The 17,862-nt window shown below is 45.1% G+C and carries 17 protein-coding genes; 9 read left to right on the top strand and 8 right to left on the bottom strand.

Annotated features, from left to right (window positions below; all coding sequences use genetic code 11):
• Positions 1–116 precede the first annotated feature (116 nt).
• Positions 117–2,411 (top strand): ammonium transporter, encoded by a 2,295-nt coding sequence (amt, locus tag ACMXYR_RS10730; protein ID WP_415901554.1) that lies wholly within the window; start codon positions 117–119, stop codon positions 2,409–2,411.
• A gap of 51 nt (positions 2,412–2,462) precedes the next feature.
• Here the strand turns inward: amt and ACMXYR_RS10725 are convergent, their stop codons facing one another.
• Positions 2,463–3,080, bottom strand: a complete 618-nt coding sequence (locus tag ACMXYR_RS10725) for a LysE family translocator (RefSeq protein ID WP_415901553.1) — start codon at positions 3,078–3,080, stop codon at positions 2,463–2,465.
• A gap of 313 nt (positions 3,081–3,393) precedes the next feature.
• Between ACMXYR_RS10725 and ACMXYR_RS10720 the strand changes: the two genes are divergently transcribed.
• Together ACMXYR_RS10720 and ACMXYR_RS10715 are read left to right on the top strand one after the other, a co-directional pair.
• Positions 3,394–4,317: a LysR family transcriptional regulator gene (locus tag ACMXYR_RS10720; RefSeq protein ID WP_415901552.1), complete on the top strand. Its 924-nt coding sequence runs from the start codon at positions 3,394–3,396 to the stop codon at positions 4,315–4,317.
• A 112-nt stretch (positions 4,318–4,429) separates the two neighbouring features.
• Positions 4,430–5,035, top strand: coding sequence for a LysE family translocator (locus ACMXYR_RS10715; RefSeq protein WP_415901551.1), 606 nt, complete (start codon positions 4,430–4,432; stop codon positions 5,033–5,035).
• 24 nt (positions 5,036–5,059) lie between these two features.
• On the opposite strand, the gene ACMXYR_RS10710 is transcribed toward ACMXYR_RS10715, so the two are convergent.
• Positions 5,060–5,392, bottom strand: coding sequence for a hypothetical protein (locus ACMXYR_RS10710; protein ID WP_415901550.1), 333 nt, complete (start codon positions 5,390–5,392; stop codon positions 5,060–5,062).
• Positions 5,393–5,471: 79 nt separating this feature from the next.
• Complete coding sequence (arsB, locus tag ACMXYR_RS10705) at positions 5,472–6,494, bottom strand: ACR3 family arsenite efflux transporter (protein WP_415901549.1); 1,023 nt, start codon at positions 6,492–6,494, stop codon at positions 5,472–5,474.
• A 262-nt stretch (positions 6,495–6,756) separates the two neighbouring features.
• Here arsB and ACMXYR_RS10700 point away from each other — a divergent pair, with 262 nt between their 5' ends.
• Complete coding sequence (locus tag ACMXYR_RS10700; protein ID WP_415901548.1) at positions 6,757–7,038, top strand: hypothetical protein; 282 nt, start codon at positions 6,757–6,759, stop codon at positions 7,036–7,038.
• Positions 7,039–7,106: 68 nt separating this feature from the next.
• On the opposite strand, the gene ACMXYR_RS10695 is transcribed toward ACMXYR_RS10700, so the two are convergent.
• A complete protein-coding gene (locus ACMXYR_RS10695; RefSeq protein ID WP_415901547.1) occupies positions 7,107–8,384 on the bottom strand; it encodes a DEAD/DEAH box helicase in 1,278 nt (425 codons plus the stop codon).
• Between the two features lie 124 nt (positions 8,385–8,508).
• On the opposite strand from ACMXYR_RS10695, the gene ACMXYR_RS10690 reads away from it, so the two are divergent.
• Complete coding sequence (locus tag ACMXYR_RS10690) at positions 8,509–8,946, top strand: BLUF domain-containing protein (RefSeq protein ID WP_415901546.1); 438 nt, start codon at positions 8,509–8,511, stop codon at positions 8,944–8,946.
• 50 nt (positions 8,947–8,996) lie between these two features.
• Here ACMXYR_RS10690 and xthA read toward each other — a convergent pair whose 3' ends face one another.
• Positions 8,997–9,812 carry an exodeoxyribonuclease III gene (xthA, locus tag ACMXYR_RS10685; protein ID WP_415884037.1) on the bottom strand — a complete coding sequence of 272 codons (816 nt, stop codon included), beginning with the start codon at positions 9,810–9,812 and terminating at the stop codon, positions 8,997–8,999.
• Between the two features lie 176 nt (positions 9,813–9,988).
• Here xthA and gorA point away from each other — a divergent pair, with 176 nt between their 5' ends.
• Complete coding sequence (gene gorA, locus ACMXYR_RS10680) at positions 9,989–11,347, top strand: glutathione-disulfide reductase (RefSeq protein WP_415901545.1); 1,359 nt, start codon at positions 9,989–9,991, stop codon at positions 11,345–11,347.
• Between the two features lie 157 nt (positions 11,348–11,504).
• Positions 11,505–11,975 (top strand): GNAT family N-acetyltransferase, encoded by a 471-nt coding sequence (locus ACMXYR_RS10675; RefSeq protein ID WP_415901544.1) that lies wholly within the window; start codon positions 11,505–11,507, stop codon positions 11,973–11,975.
• Between the two features lie 71 nt (positions 11,976–12,046).
• On the opposite strand, the gene chrA is transcribed toward ACMXYR_RS10675, so the two are convergent.
• On the bottom strand, positions 12,047–13,213 hold the full coding sequence (gene chrA / locus ACMXYR_RS10670) for a chromate efflux transporter (protein ID WP_415901543.1): 1,167 nt from the start codon (positions 13,211–13,213) through the stop codon (positions 12,047–12,049).
• 76 nt (positions 13,214–13,289) lie between these two features.
• Positions 13,290–14,543, bottom strand: coding sequence for a glycosyltransferase (locus ACMXYR_RS10665; RefSeq protein ID WP_415901542.1), 1,254 nt, complete (start codon positions 14,541–14,543; stop codon positions 13,290–13,292).
• Between the two features lie 104 nt (positions 14,544–14,647).
• Between ACMXYR_RS10665 and ACMXYR_RS10660 the strand changes: the two genes are divergently transcribed.
• Both ACMXYR_RS10660 and ACMXYR_RS10655 read left to right on the top strand, forming a co-directional pair.
• Complete coding sequence (locus tag ACMXYR_RS10660; RefSeq protein ID WP_415901541.1) at positions 14,648–15,181, top strand: DinB family protein; 534 nt, start codon at positions 14,648–14,650, stop codon at positions 15,179–15,181.
• A 72-nt stretch (positions 15,182–15,253) separates the two neighbouring features.
• The gene (locus ACMXYR_RS10655) at positions 15,254–16,339 is read left to right on the top strand and encodes a DUF1835 domain-containing protein (RefSeq protein ID WP_415901540.1); all 1,086 of its coding nucleotides are present in this window, start codon (positions 15,254–15,256) and stop codon (positions 16,337–16,339) included.
• A 13-nt stretch (positions 16,340–16,352) separates the two neighbouring features.
• Here ACMXYR_RS10655 and ACMXYR_RS10650 read toward each other — a convergent pair whose 3' ends face one another.
• The gene (locus tag ACMXYR_RS10650; RefSeq protein ID WP_415901539.1) at positions 16,353–17,816 is read right to left on the bottom strand and encodes an HD domain-containing phosphohydrolase; all 1,464 of its coding nucleotides are present in this window, start codon (positions 17,814–17,816) and stop codon (positions 16,353–16,355) included.
• Between the last annotated feature and the right edge of the window lie 46 nt (positions 17,817–17,862).

Raw genomic sequence — 17,862 nt, 5'->3', positions numbered from 1 at the left:
AAATCGTTTTTTTCCTTATAAACTTCATGGTTTAAGGCTTTTAGCCCTTTTTTGCAAAGCTGGCTTGTTTTTTGCGACTGCGTAATCAAGTTTTTCGCTTTCTAGGGGGATATGACATGAAAGCACTTAAAAAGACTAAGCTACTTAGGTGGGGACCCGTAGTAGCTTTAGTTCTATCGTTGCCAGTACAAGCGGCTGAAGAGCTGGTTGATGCAAAGGTATGGATCGATAGTTTATGGGTAATTCTTGCTGCTGCTTTAGTCTTTCTAATGCAGGCTGGTTTTACCGCTTTAGAAGCTGGATGTATCAGAGCTAAAAATAGTTACAACGTCGCTATAAAAAATATAGCTGACTTTGTTATTGCCTTTTTAGGCTTCTGGTTGCTTGGCTTTGGCATAATGTTTGGACTTGATAGTGGTGGATTTATAGGCGAATTTGTTTCAGCTGATCACCATATGTCTGGCCCTCAAGATTATGCCTTCTTCCTATTTCAGGCAATGTTTGTAGGTACTGCCGCGACTATTGTGGCGGGTGCAGTCGCTGAAAGGATGCGCTTTCAGGACTACTTATATATCTCTGTACTGATATCTTGTGTGATCTATCCGGTGTCCGGTCATTGGATCTGGGGTAGTGCCCTAGTTGGCGGTGATGGCGGTTGGTTAGAGCAGCAAGGTTTTGTCGATTTTGCAGGTTCTACAGTTGTCCATTCTGTTGGAGGATGGGTTGCCTTGGCTGGTGCTTTGGTTTTAGGGCCGCGTTTAGGACGATTTAATGTTCGAGGTGAAGTTCAGGACATTCCAGGCCATAACCTAGTTTTGGCAACCCTAGGTGTTTTCTTACTATGGTTTGGCTGGTTTGGCTTTAACGGTGGCAGCACATTAGCCGTTAACGAAGATGTACCGATGATTTTAGTGAACACCAATCTATCTGCGGCTGCAGGTGGTTTGACTGTGCTATTAATCTCTCTGGTCATGGATGAAGGTAAAGTTAACATCCTCAAGGTACTCAATGGTGCCTTAGGTGGTCTTGTAGGTATCACTGCGGGTTGTCAGGTTTTGGGTCCTTGGGGCGCTATTATTACAGGTATTATCTCAGGCATGGTTCTTTATATGGCTGAGTATGTATTACTAAATTGGATGAAGGTTGATGATCCAATTGGTGCGGTAGCTGTTCATGGCGTTTGTGGAGTTTGGGGAACGATTGCTTTGGCGCTATTCGCTCCAATTGAAAACTTACCTCTAGATAGTCGTTTTGATCAGTTTGTTGTGCAGCTAACCGGTGCGTTTAGTGTCTTTGTCTGGGCGTTTACAACAGGTTTGATCTTCTTCTGGTTGCTGAGAACGTTTGGCAAATTACGTATCTCTCCAGAAGAGGAGCAGGTAGGACTTAACGTCGCAGAACACAATGCCAGAACTGCATGGTTAGATACCATGAATACCGTACAGAAGATTATTGCCAGCCGCGATTTGAGCTTAAGAGCAGAGGTTGAAGCTGGGACAGAGGCAGGTGAAACCGCGCAAGCATTCAATGCTCTTCTAGATCAATTGGAAAAAGCGGTAAATACTATGGCTCAGGTCTCCCAGAGGGGACTGCATGCAGCTAAAAAGGTTAGAACCGCCTCCCAGTCTACGGCAATGGGTATGGATTCCCAAACTTATGAGACCGAAGCTGCGACTGAACTTATGCGGGAATTTGCCGTTACTTCAGAACAGACCGCAGTTAGCACTCAGCAGGGGGCTTCTGAGGTTAGTCGTGTATCGGATATGGTGAGTCAGGGTGAATCTGAAGTAGAGCAGGTGAAACTCAAAATTGACGAACTTGCAGATAATATACTTCAGGCTTCTCAATACACTGCGCGTTTGAAAGATGAAAGTCATTCTATTGGTGAAATCATTCAACTGATTCAAACCATCGCAGAGCAGACGAATCTACTTGCTCTTAATGCTGCGATTGAAGCTGCTCGTGCTGGAGATCAAGGGCGAGGGTTCTCTGTGGTATCTGATGAGGTGCGTGATCTAGCGGTCCGGACGGAACGGGCGACTAAAGAGATACAGAAGAAAATTCTTAGCCTGCAGGGAGAGATAGGTAAGTTAGATACGACTATGCAATCCGGTCAGCAAGTGGCAGAAGAAAGTGTAAGTCGATCTCTATCCGCTGCTGAATCGCTACGTGCTATAACCCATTCTGTTTTACAGATTAACGATATGAATCAGCAGATAGCTGTAGTTGCAGAGCAGCAGAAACAATCATCTGAGATGTTAAAAGACAGATTACAGGGCATTCACACAGAAGCGAATAACGCTCAAGGTCTAAGTACTGAATTGGAAACGCATGCGAGTCACATGCATTCTGATATGGAGCAGCTGGAAAGCGTGGTTGCCAGCTTTAAAACCAATAGACGCGCAGCTTAAAACTATAAATGGGAATGAACTAAAAGGCCGCGTTATGCGGCCTTTCTTGTTTTAAGCGAGGTAAGTTATTCTCAGCTCGTTCAGCACTGGCAATACCGAAACCACCAATAAAAGTGCCATCGAGATATTAAAGACTCGTTGGTACTTTGCCTCTTTTAGGAAGCGTTTTAGCCCTGATCCAAAGATCAGCCATACGCCTACACACGGGAAGCTCACTACAAAGAAGGACAGGCTAATCACTATAACTTGTAGCAGCATCGTTGTATCTTGCGAGGTATAGGCAGCAATCGCGCCGGTCGCCATTACCCATGCTTTCGGGTTTACCCATTGGAAAAGTGCCGCCTGCATAAAGGTCAGTGGATTAGATTTCTGATCCCCCTCCATCGACGTAGGGGCAGAAGAAGCGACTAACCAAGCAAGGTAAAGCAGATACGTCACACCAAGCACTTTGATGATCTCGTGAACAATTGGAAACTTCTCAAATACCGCACTAAAGCCCAAACCAACTGCAACCACCATCAACGGGAAGCCCAAGCAGATACCTAGTAAGTGAGGCATGCTGCGCTTAACCCCAAAGTTAAGCCCAGAGGTCATAATCATAATATTGTTGGGGCCGGGGGTTATCGTGGATGAGATAGCAAAAACTAAAATCGCTAAATAGATTTCCATAAAAAGAGTTCCGTAACTTATAAGTTCTGTAACAGATAACTAAATACAAAAGTGGAAATGTTCGTAAGCTATATAGTGTCGTATAAGTAAAGTTCTAGGTGCAGAGGCAGAAAAGAGATAATTAACCGTCACAGATCCAACACAGTTACACTGTGATGGCATTAAAAGCGGTACAGATAGGCTCTAGCGTTTGATGGAAAGCCATTAGCGTTTACTGGATAGCCCCTAGCGTTTCATGGACAGACTCTAGTGTTCGATGGATAGGATCAGATAGATTATGATTAACCTTTTAGAGAACTATGGCTGAATCTTTGTGAATCGACTGAATCTGAATCTGCTGCGTGCATTAGTCATTATGCTGGAAGAGCGCAATGTAACCCGTGCTGCGGACCGGTTGCACCTTACGCAATCAGCCATGAGTCGACAGTTAAGTCAGCTGCGCGATCATTTTGCTGATCCACTGCTTATCCGTGAAGGTAATGATTACCTGTTAAGCGCCAAAGCGAAAGAGCTACTGCCTAAAGTGCAGGCTATTTTGGCTGAGGTGGATGAACTAGGGGAGGGCGACAGCTTTAACCCCGCCGAGTGTGTCCGTCGCTTTAGTTTCGCCTGCACCGATCATGTGGCGCAGTTTATCTTTCCTGATATTTTGCAAAAGCTCCGCCAAGAAGCGCCTGGGATCGATATTAGCTACGAGATGTGGCGACCAGAACTGTTAACACGTTTAGGTCAGCTTCCCCTCGATCTCGCTTCAACGACTACTAATAGTCTGCCAGAGAATGTACTGAGCATTCATATTGGCCAAGACAGCCCAGTTTGCTTAATGGCAAAAAACCACCCGCTCGCGGGGCAAACGCTTACTATAGAAAAGATGCTGGAATACTCATTCCTACGGTTGAACAGCGGTGGCGATAAAGATTCCTTCTTTGATCGTGCGCTGGAAGCCCAAGGCTTACAACGTCGCATCCAATTTGAAGTACCGTTCTTCTCCGCGGCATTTCAAGTGTTATCTAGCGAACCTATGCTGATGATCCTACCACAGCATATCGCCAGCAATGCCTTAGCGCACTTTCCTTTGAGTTACGCTGAACTACCGTTAGATGAAGTACCGCAGAACAACTATCACCTCTGCTGGCATGCTCTTCACGATCAAGATCCAGCCCACCGTTGGTTACGTAATTTAATCGCAGATCTGCTCCGTGACGAGATGCATATCGACACTCATGCAACGGAATAACACTTATCAAACTAGGTATGATTTTAAATCATGGCTGGTATCTGATATTTGCATTTTTTTAATTCCTTTCAGCTAACTACAATGCCTCCATCTACTGATCGAGGTGACTCCCATGACTCTGGCCATCTGGCTTTCATTTGTTGTTGTATGTCTATTAGGCACTATGTCTCCAGGCCCAAGCTTGGCGGTAGTATTGCGTCAGACATTAGGAAATGGCCGTAAACATGGTGTGATCACCGCTGTAAGTCACTCAACTGGCGTAGCCGTTTGGGCGATCTTAACCCTATGGGGGTTGGGCGTTGTAGTGTCAGAACACCCGATGCTTTACCAAGTGATCACTTATGTCGGTGCGCTATATCTAGCATGGTTGGGTTTAAAAGCGATTCGCTCAAAAGGCAATGCTAACTTCGGTAAAGATAAAGCTGTAGGTCCGTACTCAGAAGCGGTACGCGATGGGGTGATGATCTCAGTCCTAAACCCGAAACTGGCGCTGTTCTTCATCGCACTGTTCTCGCAGTTTGTATCGGCGGATCAATCGGTGACCGAAAAGCTGATCTATATGGGTACAGTGGTATGTATCGATATGCTGTGGCTATGCAGTGTGGCGGTGGTGCTATCGAAAGACAAAGTGATCAAAGCCTTACAGAAAAAGGCCAAAGAGATCGATCAGGTCAGTGGTTTGGTGATGATTGGTCTAGCGTTACGGATCGCTTTATAAGCGATCCGTTTTTCGGTTTGCTGCTTACCAGTTCTTAAACTGCAACCCGTCGATCTCTTCCCACACAATTTCATCATTAAGACTGCGCACAATCTCAATCGACTCGTTCAAGTCAGCATGTTTAGTAAACGAACCTTTACGCTCATGCATCGGTACATCCACTAGAATCGAACCATCATCCTTAACCATAAACTGCAGCATCAGATTGTTCTCATCAATCAAACCGATAAAGTTATCCGGCTCCTTCAGCATACTCTGCATATGCTCAATCACGTTCTCTAAGGTTTCAGATACAGCTTCATCCGAGCGTACATGCTTATCAGTAGAGTAGTCGGTGTAGAAAAATTTAAATGACATGGGGTAGAGCCTTAATGCTGACAAGAAAAGTTATATTATAACTTATGAAAAGGTACTCTGACCTCCTTAATTCTAGCTACTAGCTCGTGGGAAACCAATGCTTCGTCCGATTGGCAAATGCCACCAGCGATAACATTACCGGCACTTCCACCAATACGCCTACTACTGTTGCTAATGCCGCACCGGAATGTAGACCGAATAGTGATATAGCCACGGCAACTGCTAATTCAAAGAAGTTAGAGGTACTGATCATACAGGCAGGGGCTGCGATGTTATGCGGTAGCTTCATCCACTTCGCGGCAAAGTAGGCCAGTGCAAAAATACCGTAAGTTTGGATTAGCAGCGGGATAGCAATCAGCAGAATCGACTGTGGCTGATTAACGATCTTTTCTGCCTGGAAACCAAACAACAGAACCACAGTGGCAAGCAGTCCTAGGATCGACCAAGGCTTTAGCGTGGCTAAGAATGATTCTAGACGCTGACCATTATCTGCTTTTTCCAGTTTATGCCGTGTCCAGATGCCGGCAATTAGTGGTAACAATACGTACAGCACAACCGATAGCAGCAGTGTATCCCACGGCACGCTGATATCACTCACACCGAGAAGAAAGGCGGTGATCGGTGCAAAGGCAAACACCATAATCACGTCATTTACTGATACTTGAACCAAGGTGTAGTTAGGATCGCCTTTAGTGAGCTGACTCCAGACAAATACCATAGCGGTACATGGAGCGACGCCCAGTAGGATCATACCTGCGATATATTCACTAGCACTTTCTGGATCGACTAGGTCTGCAAAGAGGATGCGGAAAAACAGCCAACCTAATAGGGCCATAGAGAAGGGTTTAATCAGCCAATTTACCACTAGCGTCAGCGCGATGCCTTTCGGTCGCTTACCAACATCACGTAGTGCGGTGAAGTCGATTTGGACCATCATCGGGTAGATCATCACCCAGATAAATACTGCGACAACCAGATTTACATGGGCAAATTCTAGCGCTGCGATCTGTTCAAAGAAGGTTGGGATTAGATTTCCCAGTACGACACCCGCCAGAATACAGACACCTACCCAAAGGGTGAGGAAGCGTTCGAATATACCCATAAAGCTAAAACCTAATCTTGTTGGTAAGAAAGAGAGTTTAGATTATATACGGAAAATCATATATATGTAATTTCATATGTATTGTGCATGAGGTTTTATATGGTTTTGATAGCGCTGAACTAAACCGATTCAACCCAGATTTTTACTGCAGTGTATTTATATTTTTAAGCCTTTTGGGCGAGTACCTAAGTTTCATGGCACAAATTAGCAAATTAAGCCTACACTTTGTGTGTGTATTATTTGGAAGATAAGGATGTTTGCGATGACTAGAATCGAAGATGGGTATCTAGATGATGGCGAGCTTGAAAGGCTATTTCCTAGGGCTTTTGTGTCTAGAAATAGCTGCTTCACTAATCTATGGCAAATGCTGCATAAATGCAAAATAAAGTCAGCACTTTACCCTGATACTAAAAATGAGCAGCTGGATAGGGTAATTAAAACCCATACTAGCTTTAGTTCTTGGAAAGAGATGTACGAGACGGCGCTTGAGCAGTATGCCGACGATTTATGTTCGAAAGTGGATGAGGATATCCAGACTCACTGATTTCTATCTTAGAGTTCTTGATTAGAAGAGCTGAACCTAGCCGATTCAGCCCTGATCCTTAAATGACCTTAGCTTCTACCCTTCCACGGATTTACACTGCCTTTCTCTGCAGCGGCTGCTGCTTCACGTAGTTTGTCTTTCTTGCTCTTACGCTTACCTTTAACCGGCGCTTTACCTTTTTTAGCCTGTACTTCGGCTGGTATCTCTTTCGATCGTTCAAAGCCTTCGAATTGCTCGCGGGGTATCTTTTGTTGAGTGCGTTTTTCGATCAGTTTAAAGTGCGCGTCGCCTTCGTGATCGACAAAGGAGATCGCTTCACCTATCTCACCCGCACGGGCAGTACGACCAATACGGTGAACGTAATCGGCAGCGGCACGAGGCAGGTCGTAGTTAAGCACACAAGGTAGGTTTGGAATATCAATACCACGGGCAGCAAGGTCTGTGGCAATCAGGATTTTACATTCACCGGATTTAAACTCTTGTAGCGCTTGGTTACGTTCTTTCTGCGTTAGATCGCCATGTAGGGTTTTCGCTTGAATACCGGAGCGGTAAAGCTTCATCTCGACATTGTTAGCGGTACGTTTACTGGCAACAAAGATTAGAATCTGTGTCCAGTTTTGCTGTTTTAGCAGGTGCTTTAACAGCATAGTGCGGTTGTTGTGGTCGACCTCAATTGCACGCTGTACCAACTGTTCTGGGATCGTGCTCTCTTGCTCAATCTTAATTTTGACTGGGTTATCCAGAAAATCGTCTGTAAGTTCCTGCACACCTTTCGGGAAGGTTGCAGAGAACAGCAGGTTTTGCCGTTGTTCTGGCAGTTCATCAAGGATGTCATCCAGCTCATCAGCAAAACCTAGATCTAACATGCGATCGGCTTCATCGAGTACTAAAGTACTGACGTTACGTAGATCAACGGCATTACGCTCGAATAGATCGATTAGTCGCCCAGGTGTTGCAACCACAATATCTGCACCACCACGCATCGCCTGCATCTGTGCATTGATGGATACGCCACCGTAAATCGCCAGAGATTTAAGCTTCCTTGGGAAGTTACGGCCGTACTGACGGATCGCTTCTTCCACCTGTACTGCCAGTTCACGCGTAGGTACTAATACCAATGCGGTAACTAAGTTATTTCGCGGTGGTAGGGCTGTCGCTAAGCTTTGTAAAATCGGTAGTGTAAATGCAGCGGTTTTACCAGAGCCTGTTTCTGCAGCAGCTAAAACATCTTTTCCCTCTAGGGTGACCGGGATCGATTGTTGCTGAATAGGCGTAGGTTGTTCGTAGCCTAAATCAGACAGTGCAGATAGCAGGAAATCAGATAGACCGAGCGCAGAAAACGACATATTGAAGTGATAACTCAAGGTGGAAGATAAAGTGATGAGCTATTCTAACAGAAGTCGCTATCAGAAGATTGCTCTTGAGCTAGCCTGATTTTATCAGGAATTAACTGCGTTGCTGAGGTTATGGATGCTGCATCAGTTTGTTTATATCAGTCATCAGGCCAATGAGTTTTCCTTAGAGGGCTTAAGGGAACTAATGAATCAGGCTCGAACCAAAAATAAACGCTTGGAGTTAACAGGTTTGTTGCTGTTTGATCCTCCGCTTTTCTTTCAGGTGTTAGAAGGGCCGGAAGCGTCCATAAAGCAGATTGCCGCAGATATCAAAGCAGATACGCGCCATAGAGATATGGATATCATCTACACCAATGATAAATTACCGGAGCGGGAGTTTTCCCGTTGGCAGATGGGCTTTAGGTTTTTAGGAACGGGAGATCAAAGTTCTTACCAGCATCTGGATGAACGGGTGAAGCGCTTATTAAGAATGTCGCATCCGAATGGTCAACTTGCTCATGATGCCTTGGTAGAATTTTGTGAGATGGATGCTAAGTATTTTGATCTAACTTAAACAGGGCCGCTTACTTTTACTCTGTAAGGCAGCCCTGAAAAAAATCTTAATTAAACGCTTAGCTCTGCCCAGATTGGCGCATGGTCGGATGGTTTTTCCATACCGCGAATTTCGTAATCCACGCCAGAGTCAGTACATTTCTCTAGTAATGGCGCCGTTAGTAGGATGCCATCGATGCGTAGGCCGCGCTTTGGCTCGGCATCGAAGCCACGAGAGCGGTAATCAAACCAGCTAAATACCTGATCTTCATCTGGGTTCTGATGACGGAAGCAATCAGTTAAGCCCCAGCCCGTTAGCTTGCTATACCATTCGCGCTCTTCTGGTTGGAAGCTGGCTTTACCGGTCTTTAACCAACGCTTACGGTTTGGTTCACCAATACCGATATCTTTATCTTCTGGTGAGATGTTTAGATCGCCCATCACCACAATGTTCTGATCAGGTGTGTAGTTTGTTTCTAAGTGGCTCTGTAAATCTGCATAGTACTTACGCTTGGCTGGGAATTTTACTTCATGCTCAATGTTCTCACCTTGAGGGAAGTAGCCATTCAATACTGTTACTACGTTACCTTCGTCAGTTTCGTAGTCACCCATGATCATGCGGCGCTGAGCGTCTTCTTCGTCAGTTAAGAAGCCTTTTTGGACATTGCTCAATGGCTTTTTGGAGATCAGACAAACACCGTAGTGACCTTTTTGGCCGTGGATCTCTACGTGGTAACCCATCGCTTCAACATCTGCCATTGGGAAGGCTTCGTCATGCACTTTAGTTTCCTGCAGGCCAATAACGTCTGGCTGATACTTATCGATAACCGCTTGTAGCTGGTGAAGGCGGGAACGTAGTCCGTTAACGTTAAAGCAAATCAGTTTCATAAGGCCGCAATCCTGAACAAAAATAAAAAATGGATTTTAGTGAACATTTAGCCGGATGGATACTCATAATGAATTAGTAAATTCTATCGGGGTGTTTAACTTTCTTTATTGGCCTTCATATACAGGTTTCAGTACAGTGAGCACATTGAAGATTGACACAAGAAAAGGAGCCGATTGTGGCGGAATACGATTTTGATCTATTTGTAATTGGTGCGGGTTCAGGCGGTGTTCGTGCGGCACGTATGGCAGCAGGCATGGGTGTTAAAGTTGCCATTGCAGAAGATCGCCACCTTGGCGGCACTTGTGTAAACGTAGGTTGTGTACCTAAAAAGCTGTTTGTATACGCATCTCACTACGCAGAAAGCTTTGAAGAGGCAGCAGGTTTTGGTTTAACTCACAAAGGTATGGAGTTTGATTGGCCAACCCTACGTGATAATAAAACCAAAGAGATTGAGCGTCTAAACGGCATCTACCAAAACCTATTGGTGAACTCGGGTTGTGAGCTAATTAATGGCCGCGCAACTTTAGTGGATGCACACACAGTCGCTGTTGGTGATAAGCAATATACTGCAGAGCGTATTCTGGTTGCTGTAGGTGGCTGGCCGAACATTCCGGATATTCCGGGTAAAGAGCACATCATCAGCTCTAACGAAGTGTTCTACTTAGAAGAGTTTCCTAAGCGCGCTCTGATTGTAGGCGGTGGGTATATCGCCGTTGAGTTTGCCGGTATCTTTGCAGGCCTAGGTGCAAAAACAACCTTGGCTTACCGTGGTGATCTTTTCCTACGTGGTTTCGATAACGAGATCCGTGAGTTCACTGCGCAAGAAGTGGCGAAGAAAGGCGTCGATCTACAGTTCAACAACAATATTGAAGCAATCGAGAAACAGGCAGATGGCTCGCTACTGGCGACTATGACGGATGGCTCTGTAATCGAAGCAGATCAGATCATGTATGCAACAGGCCGTAACCCTAAGGTTCAGGGCTTGGGTCTTGAAGAGTTGGGTATCGAACAGGGTAAAAACGGCGCTATCGTGGTTAACGATGAGTTCCAGACCAATGTGCCATCTGTTTACGCTGTAGGTGATGTAATTGATCGTGTTCAGCTAACGCCGGTTGCTCTTGCAGAGGGTATGGCGCTGGTACGTAACTTATATGCAGGTGCAAACCAGAAAGTAGACTATGACCTGATCCCAACAGCAGTGTTCTGTCAGCCTAATATCGGTACTGTCGGCTTAAGCGAAGAGCAGGCACGTGAACAGTACGACAATATTGAAGTGTACAAATCTGAATTCCGTGCGATGAAACATACAATCAGCGGCAGTGAAGAGCGTACCTTTATGAAGATGCTGGTGGATGCAGATAGTCGCAAAGTACTGGGTGTTCACATGGTTGGCCCAGATGCGGGTGAGATCATTCAAGGTATCGGTATTGCTCTTAAAGCCGGCGCTACGAAAGAGGTTTTCGACAGCACGATTGGTATCCACCCAACAGCTGCCGAAGAGTTTGTCACTATGCGTGAGCCAAGCTCAAACTAATTTTTCCCTCTACGGAAAAAACCAAAGCCGATGTTAAATACATCGGCTTTTTTCGTAACTAAACTGTATTACAGATAATTATCGAAGAGCCTCATCTAACTTCGCGAAAGATTAAGCTGTTTAAGCTCTAGCGAGTTGAATCAAAAATGAAGGTCATATGCATTACTTAGAATACGTAAAATTCACTGAGATTGAGCCGCTAGAGTTTTTGCCGGTGTTAAATAAGCGATCGACGCGGGAGCATCTGGTTGATCATGAGTTGTTTAGCCTTGATATGGTGGTTGAATGGATTCAGGAAAAAATAGAGGTGGATGCTGTCGAGGGTTGTCGGGTTAGAGCTATCAAGGTTAAGAACACGCTAGCAGGATGGTGTGGCATTCAGCTGGAACAAGGAAAATATGAGATCGCTATTGTCATCGATGACAGCTATTGGGGCATAGGAAAGCAAATATTTCGCGAAATCATGCGCTGGGCTAAAGAGCTGGGCCATAAAACGATCTTTATTCATTTCCTTCACACGCGACCTGAATATAAATTCTTAAAGAAACTGTCGAAAGATGTATACGAGAGCGAGCTGATGGGAAGAAAATTTATGACATACGAACTTGAGGTGGAAAAACAAATTTGATGTAGGCTGAATTCTTACCATCTAAAAGCCAGCCTTATATTGAACAATCTTTTTGTTTACAAAGCAGCTAGTTAGAAGAAAGCCCATCCAGCGATTGCAAACCCAGCCACAAGCGCCAAGATCGGCGGCTTAAATTTCTGTAGGGTAAAGAAGCCGATAATCACCAATGCCATATCTAATCCAGAGGTCACGCTGGTGATAAAGACTGGCTGGTACAATGCAGAAAGCAGCAAACCCACAACCGCTGCGTTAATTCCCCAAACGGCCCCCGCAATTTTAGGTTTTGCCGCTAATGACTCCCAAGCACCTTGAAGACTCAAAACCAATAAAAAGCCTGGTAGGAAAACAGCGAGTGTTGCAACGATAGCACCCATCAGTGCTGTATTGCTTTGCATATCCGCACCTAGAAAGGTAGCAAGGGTAAACATCGGGCCTGGGATAGCTTGAGCTGCAGCATAGCCAACGATAAAGCGATCTGGATCTACCGCTTCACCAAGGGTTTGTTGTAGAAGCGGAAGGACAACATGACCACCACCAAACACTAAACTGCCCGCTTGGTAAAACGCATTAAAGAGTGCTGCCCAGTCAGAAATTAGGGCAAATAGAGGCATCAGAATAAACAGTAGACCGAAGATTATTAACGGCAATTTTGCCGGTTGTTCTGTCTTTTCAATTGCTGTTTCTGGATCTTTATCTGCTGAAGTCAGTTCAGCTTTTTTAAGATAGATACCTACAACAGCTGCAATAAGCAGCACGGCCATTTGCGTCCACAATGATGGGGCTATTAGAAGAGCGGCAGCGGTGAAGATAGCAATGCTGAGCGATTGGTTATCTTTGCAGAAATTGCGTTGCATACTCAGCGTAGCGTCAGCAACGACGACAACGGCTAACAGCTTGAGGCCATGAACGGCACCTATCAGAAAGCTACCGCTGTTTTGTGTATCGGTTGTGGCAAGCAGATAGAGAATGAGAAAAGAGGGCAGCGTAAAGCCAAGGAATGCAGCAATACCGCCGTAAAGACCCGCTTGTCTTAGGCCCAACGCAAAACCCACTTGGCTTGAACCAGGCCCCGGTAGAAATTGACTAAGGGTAACTAGCCTTGCGTAGGCATCCTGATCGATCCATTTCTTCTCTTGTACAAAGGCTTTTTGAAAGTAACCGATATGTGCAGCAGGGCCGCCAAAGCTGGTGCAGCCCAGTAATAGGAATCGCCAAAAAACTTCCCAAACCTTGTCCATGTTCTGTCCTGTTCTCATCTAAAAAATCTTAGCAGAGTAAAGCAGCACTGTGACAGGTTTATGAATTTTCTTGATTTTATAGCGTGCTTTCCAGCTTATTTTTAGCCGTGATCCATTGGGACATATATTGGGTACTTTTAAGACTGTGATGGTTCAGCATAGCCCCAGTGAAATTTAGTAGGCGATGTTGCTCTAGGTTTTCCAGCAGCGCTTTGATACGTGAAATCAGAGCAGGCCCTGTTTGGTTACCATCGTATCTATCTTGTAGTAGTGCTTTATTATTTTGCTGAGCGCGTTGCCATGCTTGCTGATCTAGATATAACTCTACCGCGGCTTCGATAAAGGCGTCATCGTTATCGGCAATGGCTCCCGGCCATAGGCTCGGATCTGACAACATCCCTTCGCTACCTATAGATGTAGTTATGCTTGGTGTGCCGCAGACCATCGCATCCAGCAACTTACCTTTTATACCAGCGCCAAAACGTAGCGGGGCAAGGCAAACGCGGGCAGACTTAAATGTATCGTAGGCATCTTCTGCCCAGCCTTTAATAAGGAAACCGGTCTTAGGGTTATTGAGTGCTGTGGCTTTCGGTGGTGGGTAAGACCCCCAGATATGTAGCTCGGCATTGGTTTCGCCGTGTTCTTTTAGGCGCTGGCGTATCTGCGGCCACAGTCTTTGCATCTCCAGCACAGAATCCCAATTAGGCGCATGACGAAAGTTACCAATCATCATAAAGTGAGCACGCTCTGCAAAGCTTGGGACCTGTTCTGGCAATTGATCCAGATTGAGCATAAAAGGTAGATGATGGAATTGTTGTTCTGGTACCGAGAACTGTTTTATTAAAAGCTCTGTTTCGTAATCGGAGATGATTAACGAAAGGTCGGAACGATAGATTGCTGCGATCTCTCGTTTGGCTAAATCAGAGTAGAGATCCGTTAGCGTCATCTCGCGGGTTTGCTTAACGGCTTGATGACGGGCATTACGCAGACATTGCAGATCTTCTGTATCTAAAATGCGTAGGGCTTCAGGGCAGTTCTTTTCCACTCGCCAGCCAAATTGTTCTTCCATCATAAAGCGGTCGAACATCACAATATCGGGATTGAGGTCGCTGACGAACTGATCAAAGCAGTCACTGTTAAGTTGGATATTACAGTGCGCGATGCCTTCATCATCTAGGTTGATCATATGCTCTGTGGTTTGTGCAGGGCTGGCAAATGTAAGGTCCCACCCTTGCTGTTTGTACAGGCGTAACAGTGACAACATATGGCTACCAGCTGCAGAAGAGTTGGGTTCGGGCCAGACGTAACCAATCACTAAAACGTTAAGCATAAGATTAACCTGAAAAGAAAAACACGCATTTTACCCTTTCTTTGTGAGGTTTCTATAAGTTGTCATCTTTTGCTGTTTAAATGGATGAATTCTAAGGAGGAACTATGACACTGAAAGACCAGTTTGAGCTGATGGCTCGCTATAACCAATGGATGAATGAAAGTATCTACGAAGCCGCCAGTGAGCTTGAAGAGGGAGAGGTCAGTAAAGATCAGGGAGCGTTTTTTGGTTCTATCTTAGCAACGCTTAACCATATTTTGGTGGGCGATATTATTTGGCTAAAACGCTTTGCGGATCACCCATCAGCTTATAACAGCTTAGAAGAAGTAAGAGCGATGGAGCGCCCAGTCAAACTAAACACGATTGTATATACAGATTTCGAAGAGTTACGAGACGCACGTTATTTGTTGGACCGCGCCATTGTTGAATTGTGCGATGAGATAGAAGTGTATGATCTGAACCACTCCTTGGTTTACTGCAATATGCAGGGGAATAAATTTGAAAAGCGTTTTGGCTATTTGATGCAGCACTTCTTTAATCATCAGACCCATCATCGTGGGCAGGTGAGTACGATGCTAAGCCAAAAGGGCATTGATCTAGCTGTGACAGATCTATTAGCTGTTATTCCTGAAGCCTAACGTTAAAGGCAAAAATCGCTTATGCTGTAAATCAGCTCGAGGAGTTCTGATTAATCATTCAAGGAGTAGAGAGTGAAGTTACATATCACAAATGGCGATTGCGCCGGGGATATGCTGCAGGAAGCAGAAGGCATTGATGGCGAAGTACTATGTTGGCGGGATCTGTTACATGATGGCCCCGTTTTAAGCGAACCAGCGTTAAATCGCGAGACGCGGCTCAACTTTCTGACAGATCTATTAGAGAGAAGTGATCTAGATATTGATGATCCTAAAACGCTAGTCGCCAAGGATTTTACCGAGCGTGATCAAGTTCTAGCACGTGCCGCAGAATTTGATGAGATCGTTCTCTGGTTTGAACATGATTTGTATGATCAGCTGCAGTTGTTAGATGTTTGTCAGCATCTCTATTCACAGTTAGATCAATTACCGAAGCTGTCTATCATCTGTATTGATGATCATCCTGCAGTTCCTTTCTTTCATGGCTTCGGTAATCTAACCTCGGATATGTTGGTTGATATGTATCCAGAGCGACAACCTCTCACTGCTGAACAACTTAAGTTAGCCACTGAAATCTGGACTGCTCTAACAGCAGCTAGTCCTGACCGCTTAGCTGAGTACGCAGCAGAGCCCATTGAGGGGTGGCCTTATATGCAAAAGGCGTTAAGACGCTTTTGCTGCGAGTTTCCGGCTTTAGAAACGGGTTTAACTTTAACTCAGACCTATCTACTTCTTACGCTTTTAAAAGCGCCTGATGAGCTCCCTGCATTGGAAGTACATCTAGCTTTGCTGGAACAGCATGACAGACTGCCAAAAGGTGTGACAGCGCAAAGTCGTTATTACGAAATACTGTCTGGACCGGCGACTTTTCAGCGAATTTTCCATCATCTACAGCGATTAGAAGTGGATCCCTTTATGGGAGACCTGTCGGTCAAACATGAGTTGAATCGCTTGATAGAAGCTGATCAACCCTACGTGAGTGTGACTGAAGGTGAGCCAGAGGTTTATTCCCTAACTGCAGCAGGTGCTGAGGCACTTCAAGGGATGCGTCACTGGCAGGAAGGAAATCACTATACACTTTGGCGTGGAGGGGTCGAGATTACAGATGATAACCTTTGGTTATGGGATCAACAGCATAAGCAGTTTTCGTTGCACGCATAAGCTTACTTAAAGCTTATGCTGCAATGGTATTTTCATCGCTGTATTGAGCGGCAATCTCTTTAAATTCATCTTCCAATTCTAAGAAGGCGTCGACCACTTCTGGATCAAAGTGATTGCCTTTACCGTCAACGATAATATCTCTAGCCTTTTCGTGACTGAATGCAGGCTTGTATACGCGTTTAGAAATAAGGGCATCATACACATCTGCAACGGCCATTAGGCGACCTGAAAGCGGAATCTCTTCGCCTTGTAGGCCGTTAGGGTAGCCTCTACCATCCCATTTTTCGTGATGGGTTAAGCTGATTTCTCGGGCAATTCTTAAGAATGAGTTACTACCCAGTTGGTGCTCGGCGACTTCTAAAGCATCAGCACCAATCTGCGGGTGCTGCTTCATAATGTCGAACTCTTCATCTGTCAGCTTACCGGGTTTTAACAGTATGCTATCTGGAATACCGACTTTGCCGACATCGTGAAGTGGAGCTGATTTATAAAGTAGCTCGATAGTCTCTGATGTCAGGTAATCAGCGTGCTTAGGATTTTGGCGTAATTTAATTGCCAAGGCGCGCACATAGTTTTGCGTACGTAGAATATGCCCACCTGTTTCGTTGTCACGGGTTTCTGCCAAGCTAGCTAAACCTAAGATACTTGCATCACGGGTAATGTTTAGCTCTCTTGTACGTTGCGCCAGTGAACTGATCATCTGATTGGTGTGCTGTGCCATCAAACCAAATTCGTCATTGGTAGTGACCGGTACTTCTGTATTTAGCTCGCCAAGGGAGACCTGTTCGAGGGTGCTGTTTTCGGCTTGAATAAAGAATTTAAGATTACGTGCATAGCCCATAATGATAGTTAAGATGTAGGCCATCATGACACCTACGACAAAGACGATCTCAGTCAAAATGTAGCGTTGTGAGGTTTCTAGTGGAATGCTGTCGCCCGTGTGGATCAGCCACTCCAAATCTTTATTGATTACTAAGAACACAACACCGATTACTGAGATAGCGCAGATCGTTGCAAACCAAGTGAATTTTTTAGTGAGCGGATAAGGAGAACTGTCTGGCTCCAAATGTTCTTTTTGAGCTTGTAAACATTGGGCGAGTTGGTGCTCTTTGAATAGGGCGAGATCACAAGAGATCAGATAACCAAGCACACCCATGCCGACTAGCACTTTACCTGCGCTTTCTAATGGGAACTCATATATCAGTGTATTGAATAGGCCCAGTAGTATAGAGCAGCCGATAAATAAACCGAGGTCGACTTTGAACTGGAAGCTTACCTTGGTTTTAAGCGGTTGTTTTTGAATTTGACCTTCAAGCAGGTACCTAAGGCTGCCTTGAATAATAAAGGTGACTAAGATGGGTAATAGCAACTGCGCAGTGGTAAGAGAATCTAAGAATGGACAAACTTGAACGCCGTAGATAGAGAGCAGCGTCATTGCGATCAAGTAGTGAATTATGGTGCGCTTTGTTGTAGTCATTAGTCCATTAAACACGAAATTAAGAAGACAATAAAATTAACATTAG

It is taken from the genome of Neptuniibacter sp. QD29_5 (genome assembly GCF_047778125.1).
Taxonomy (GTDB): Bacteria; Pseudomonadota; Gammaproteobacteria; order Pseudomonadales; family Balneatricaceae; genus Neptuniibacter.
This window is presented reverse-complemented; position numbering and strand designations above follow the sequence as displayed.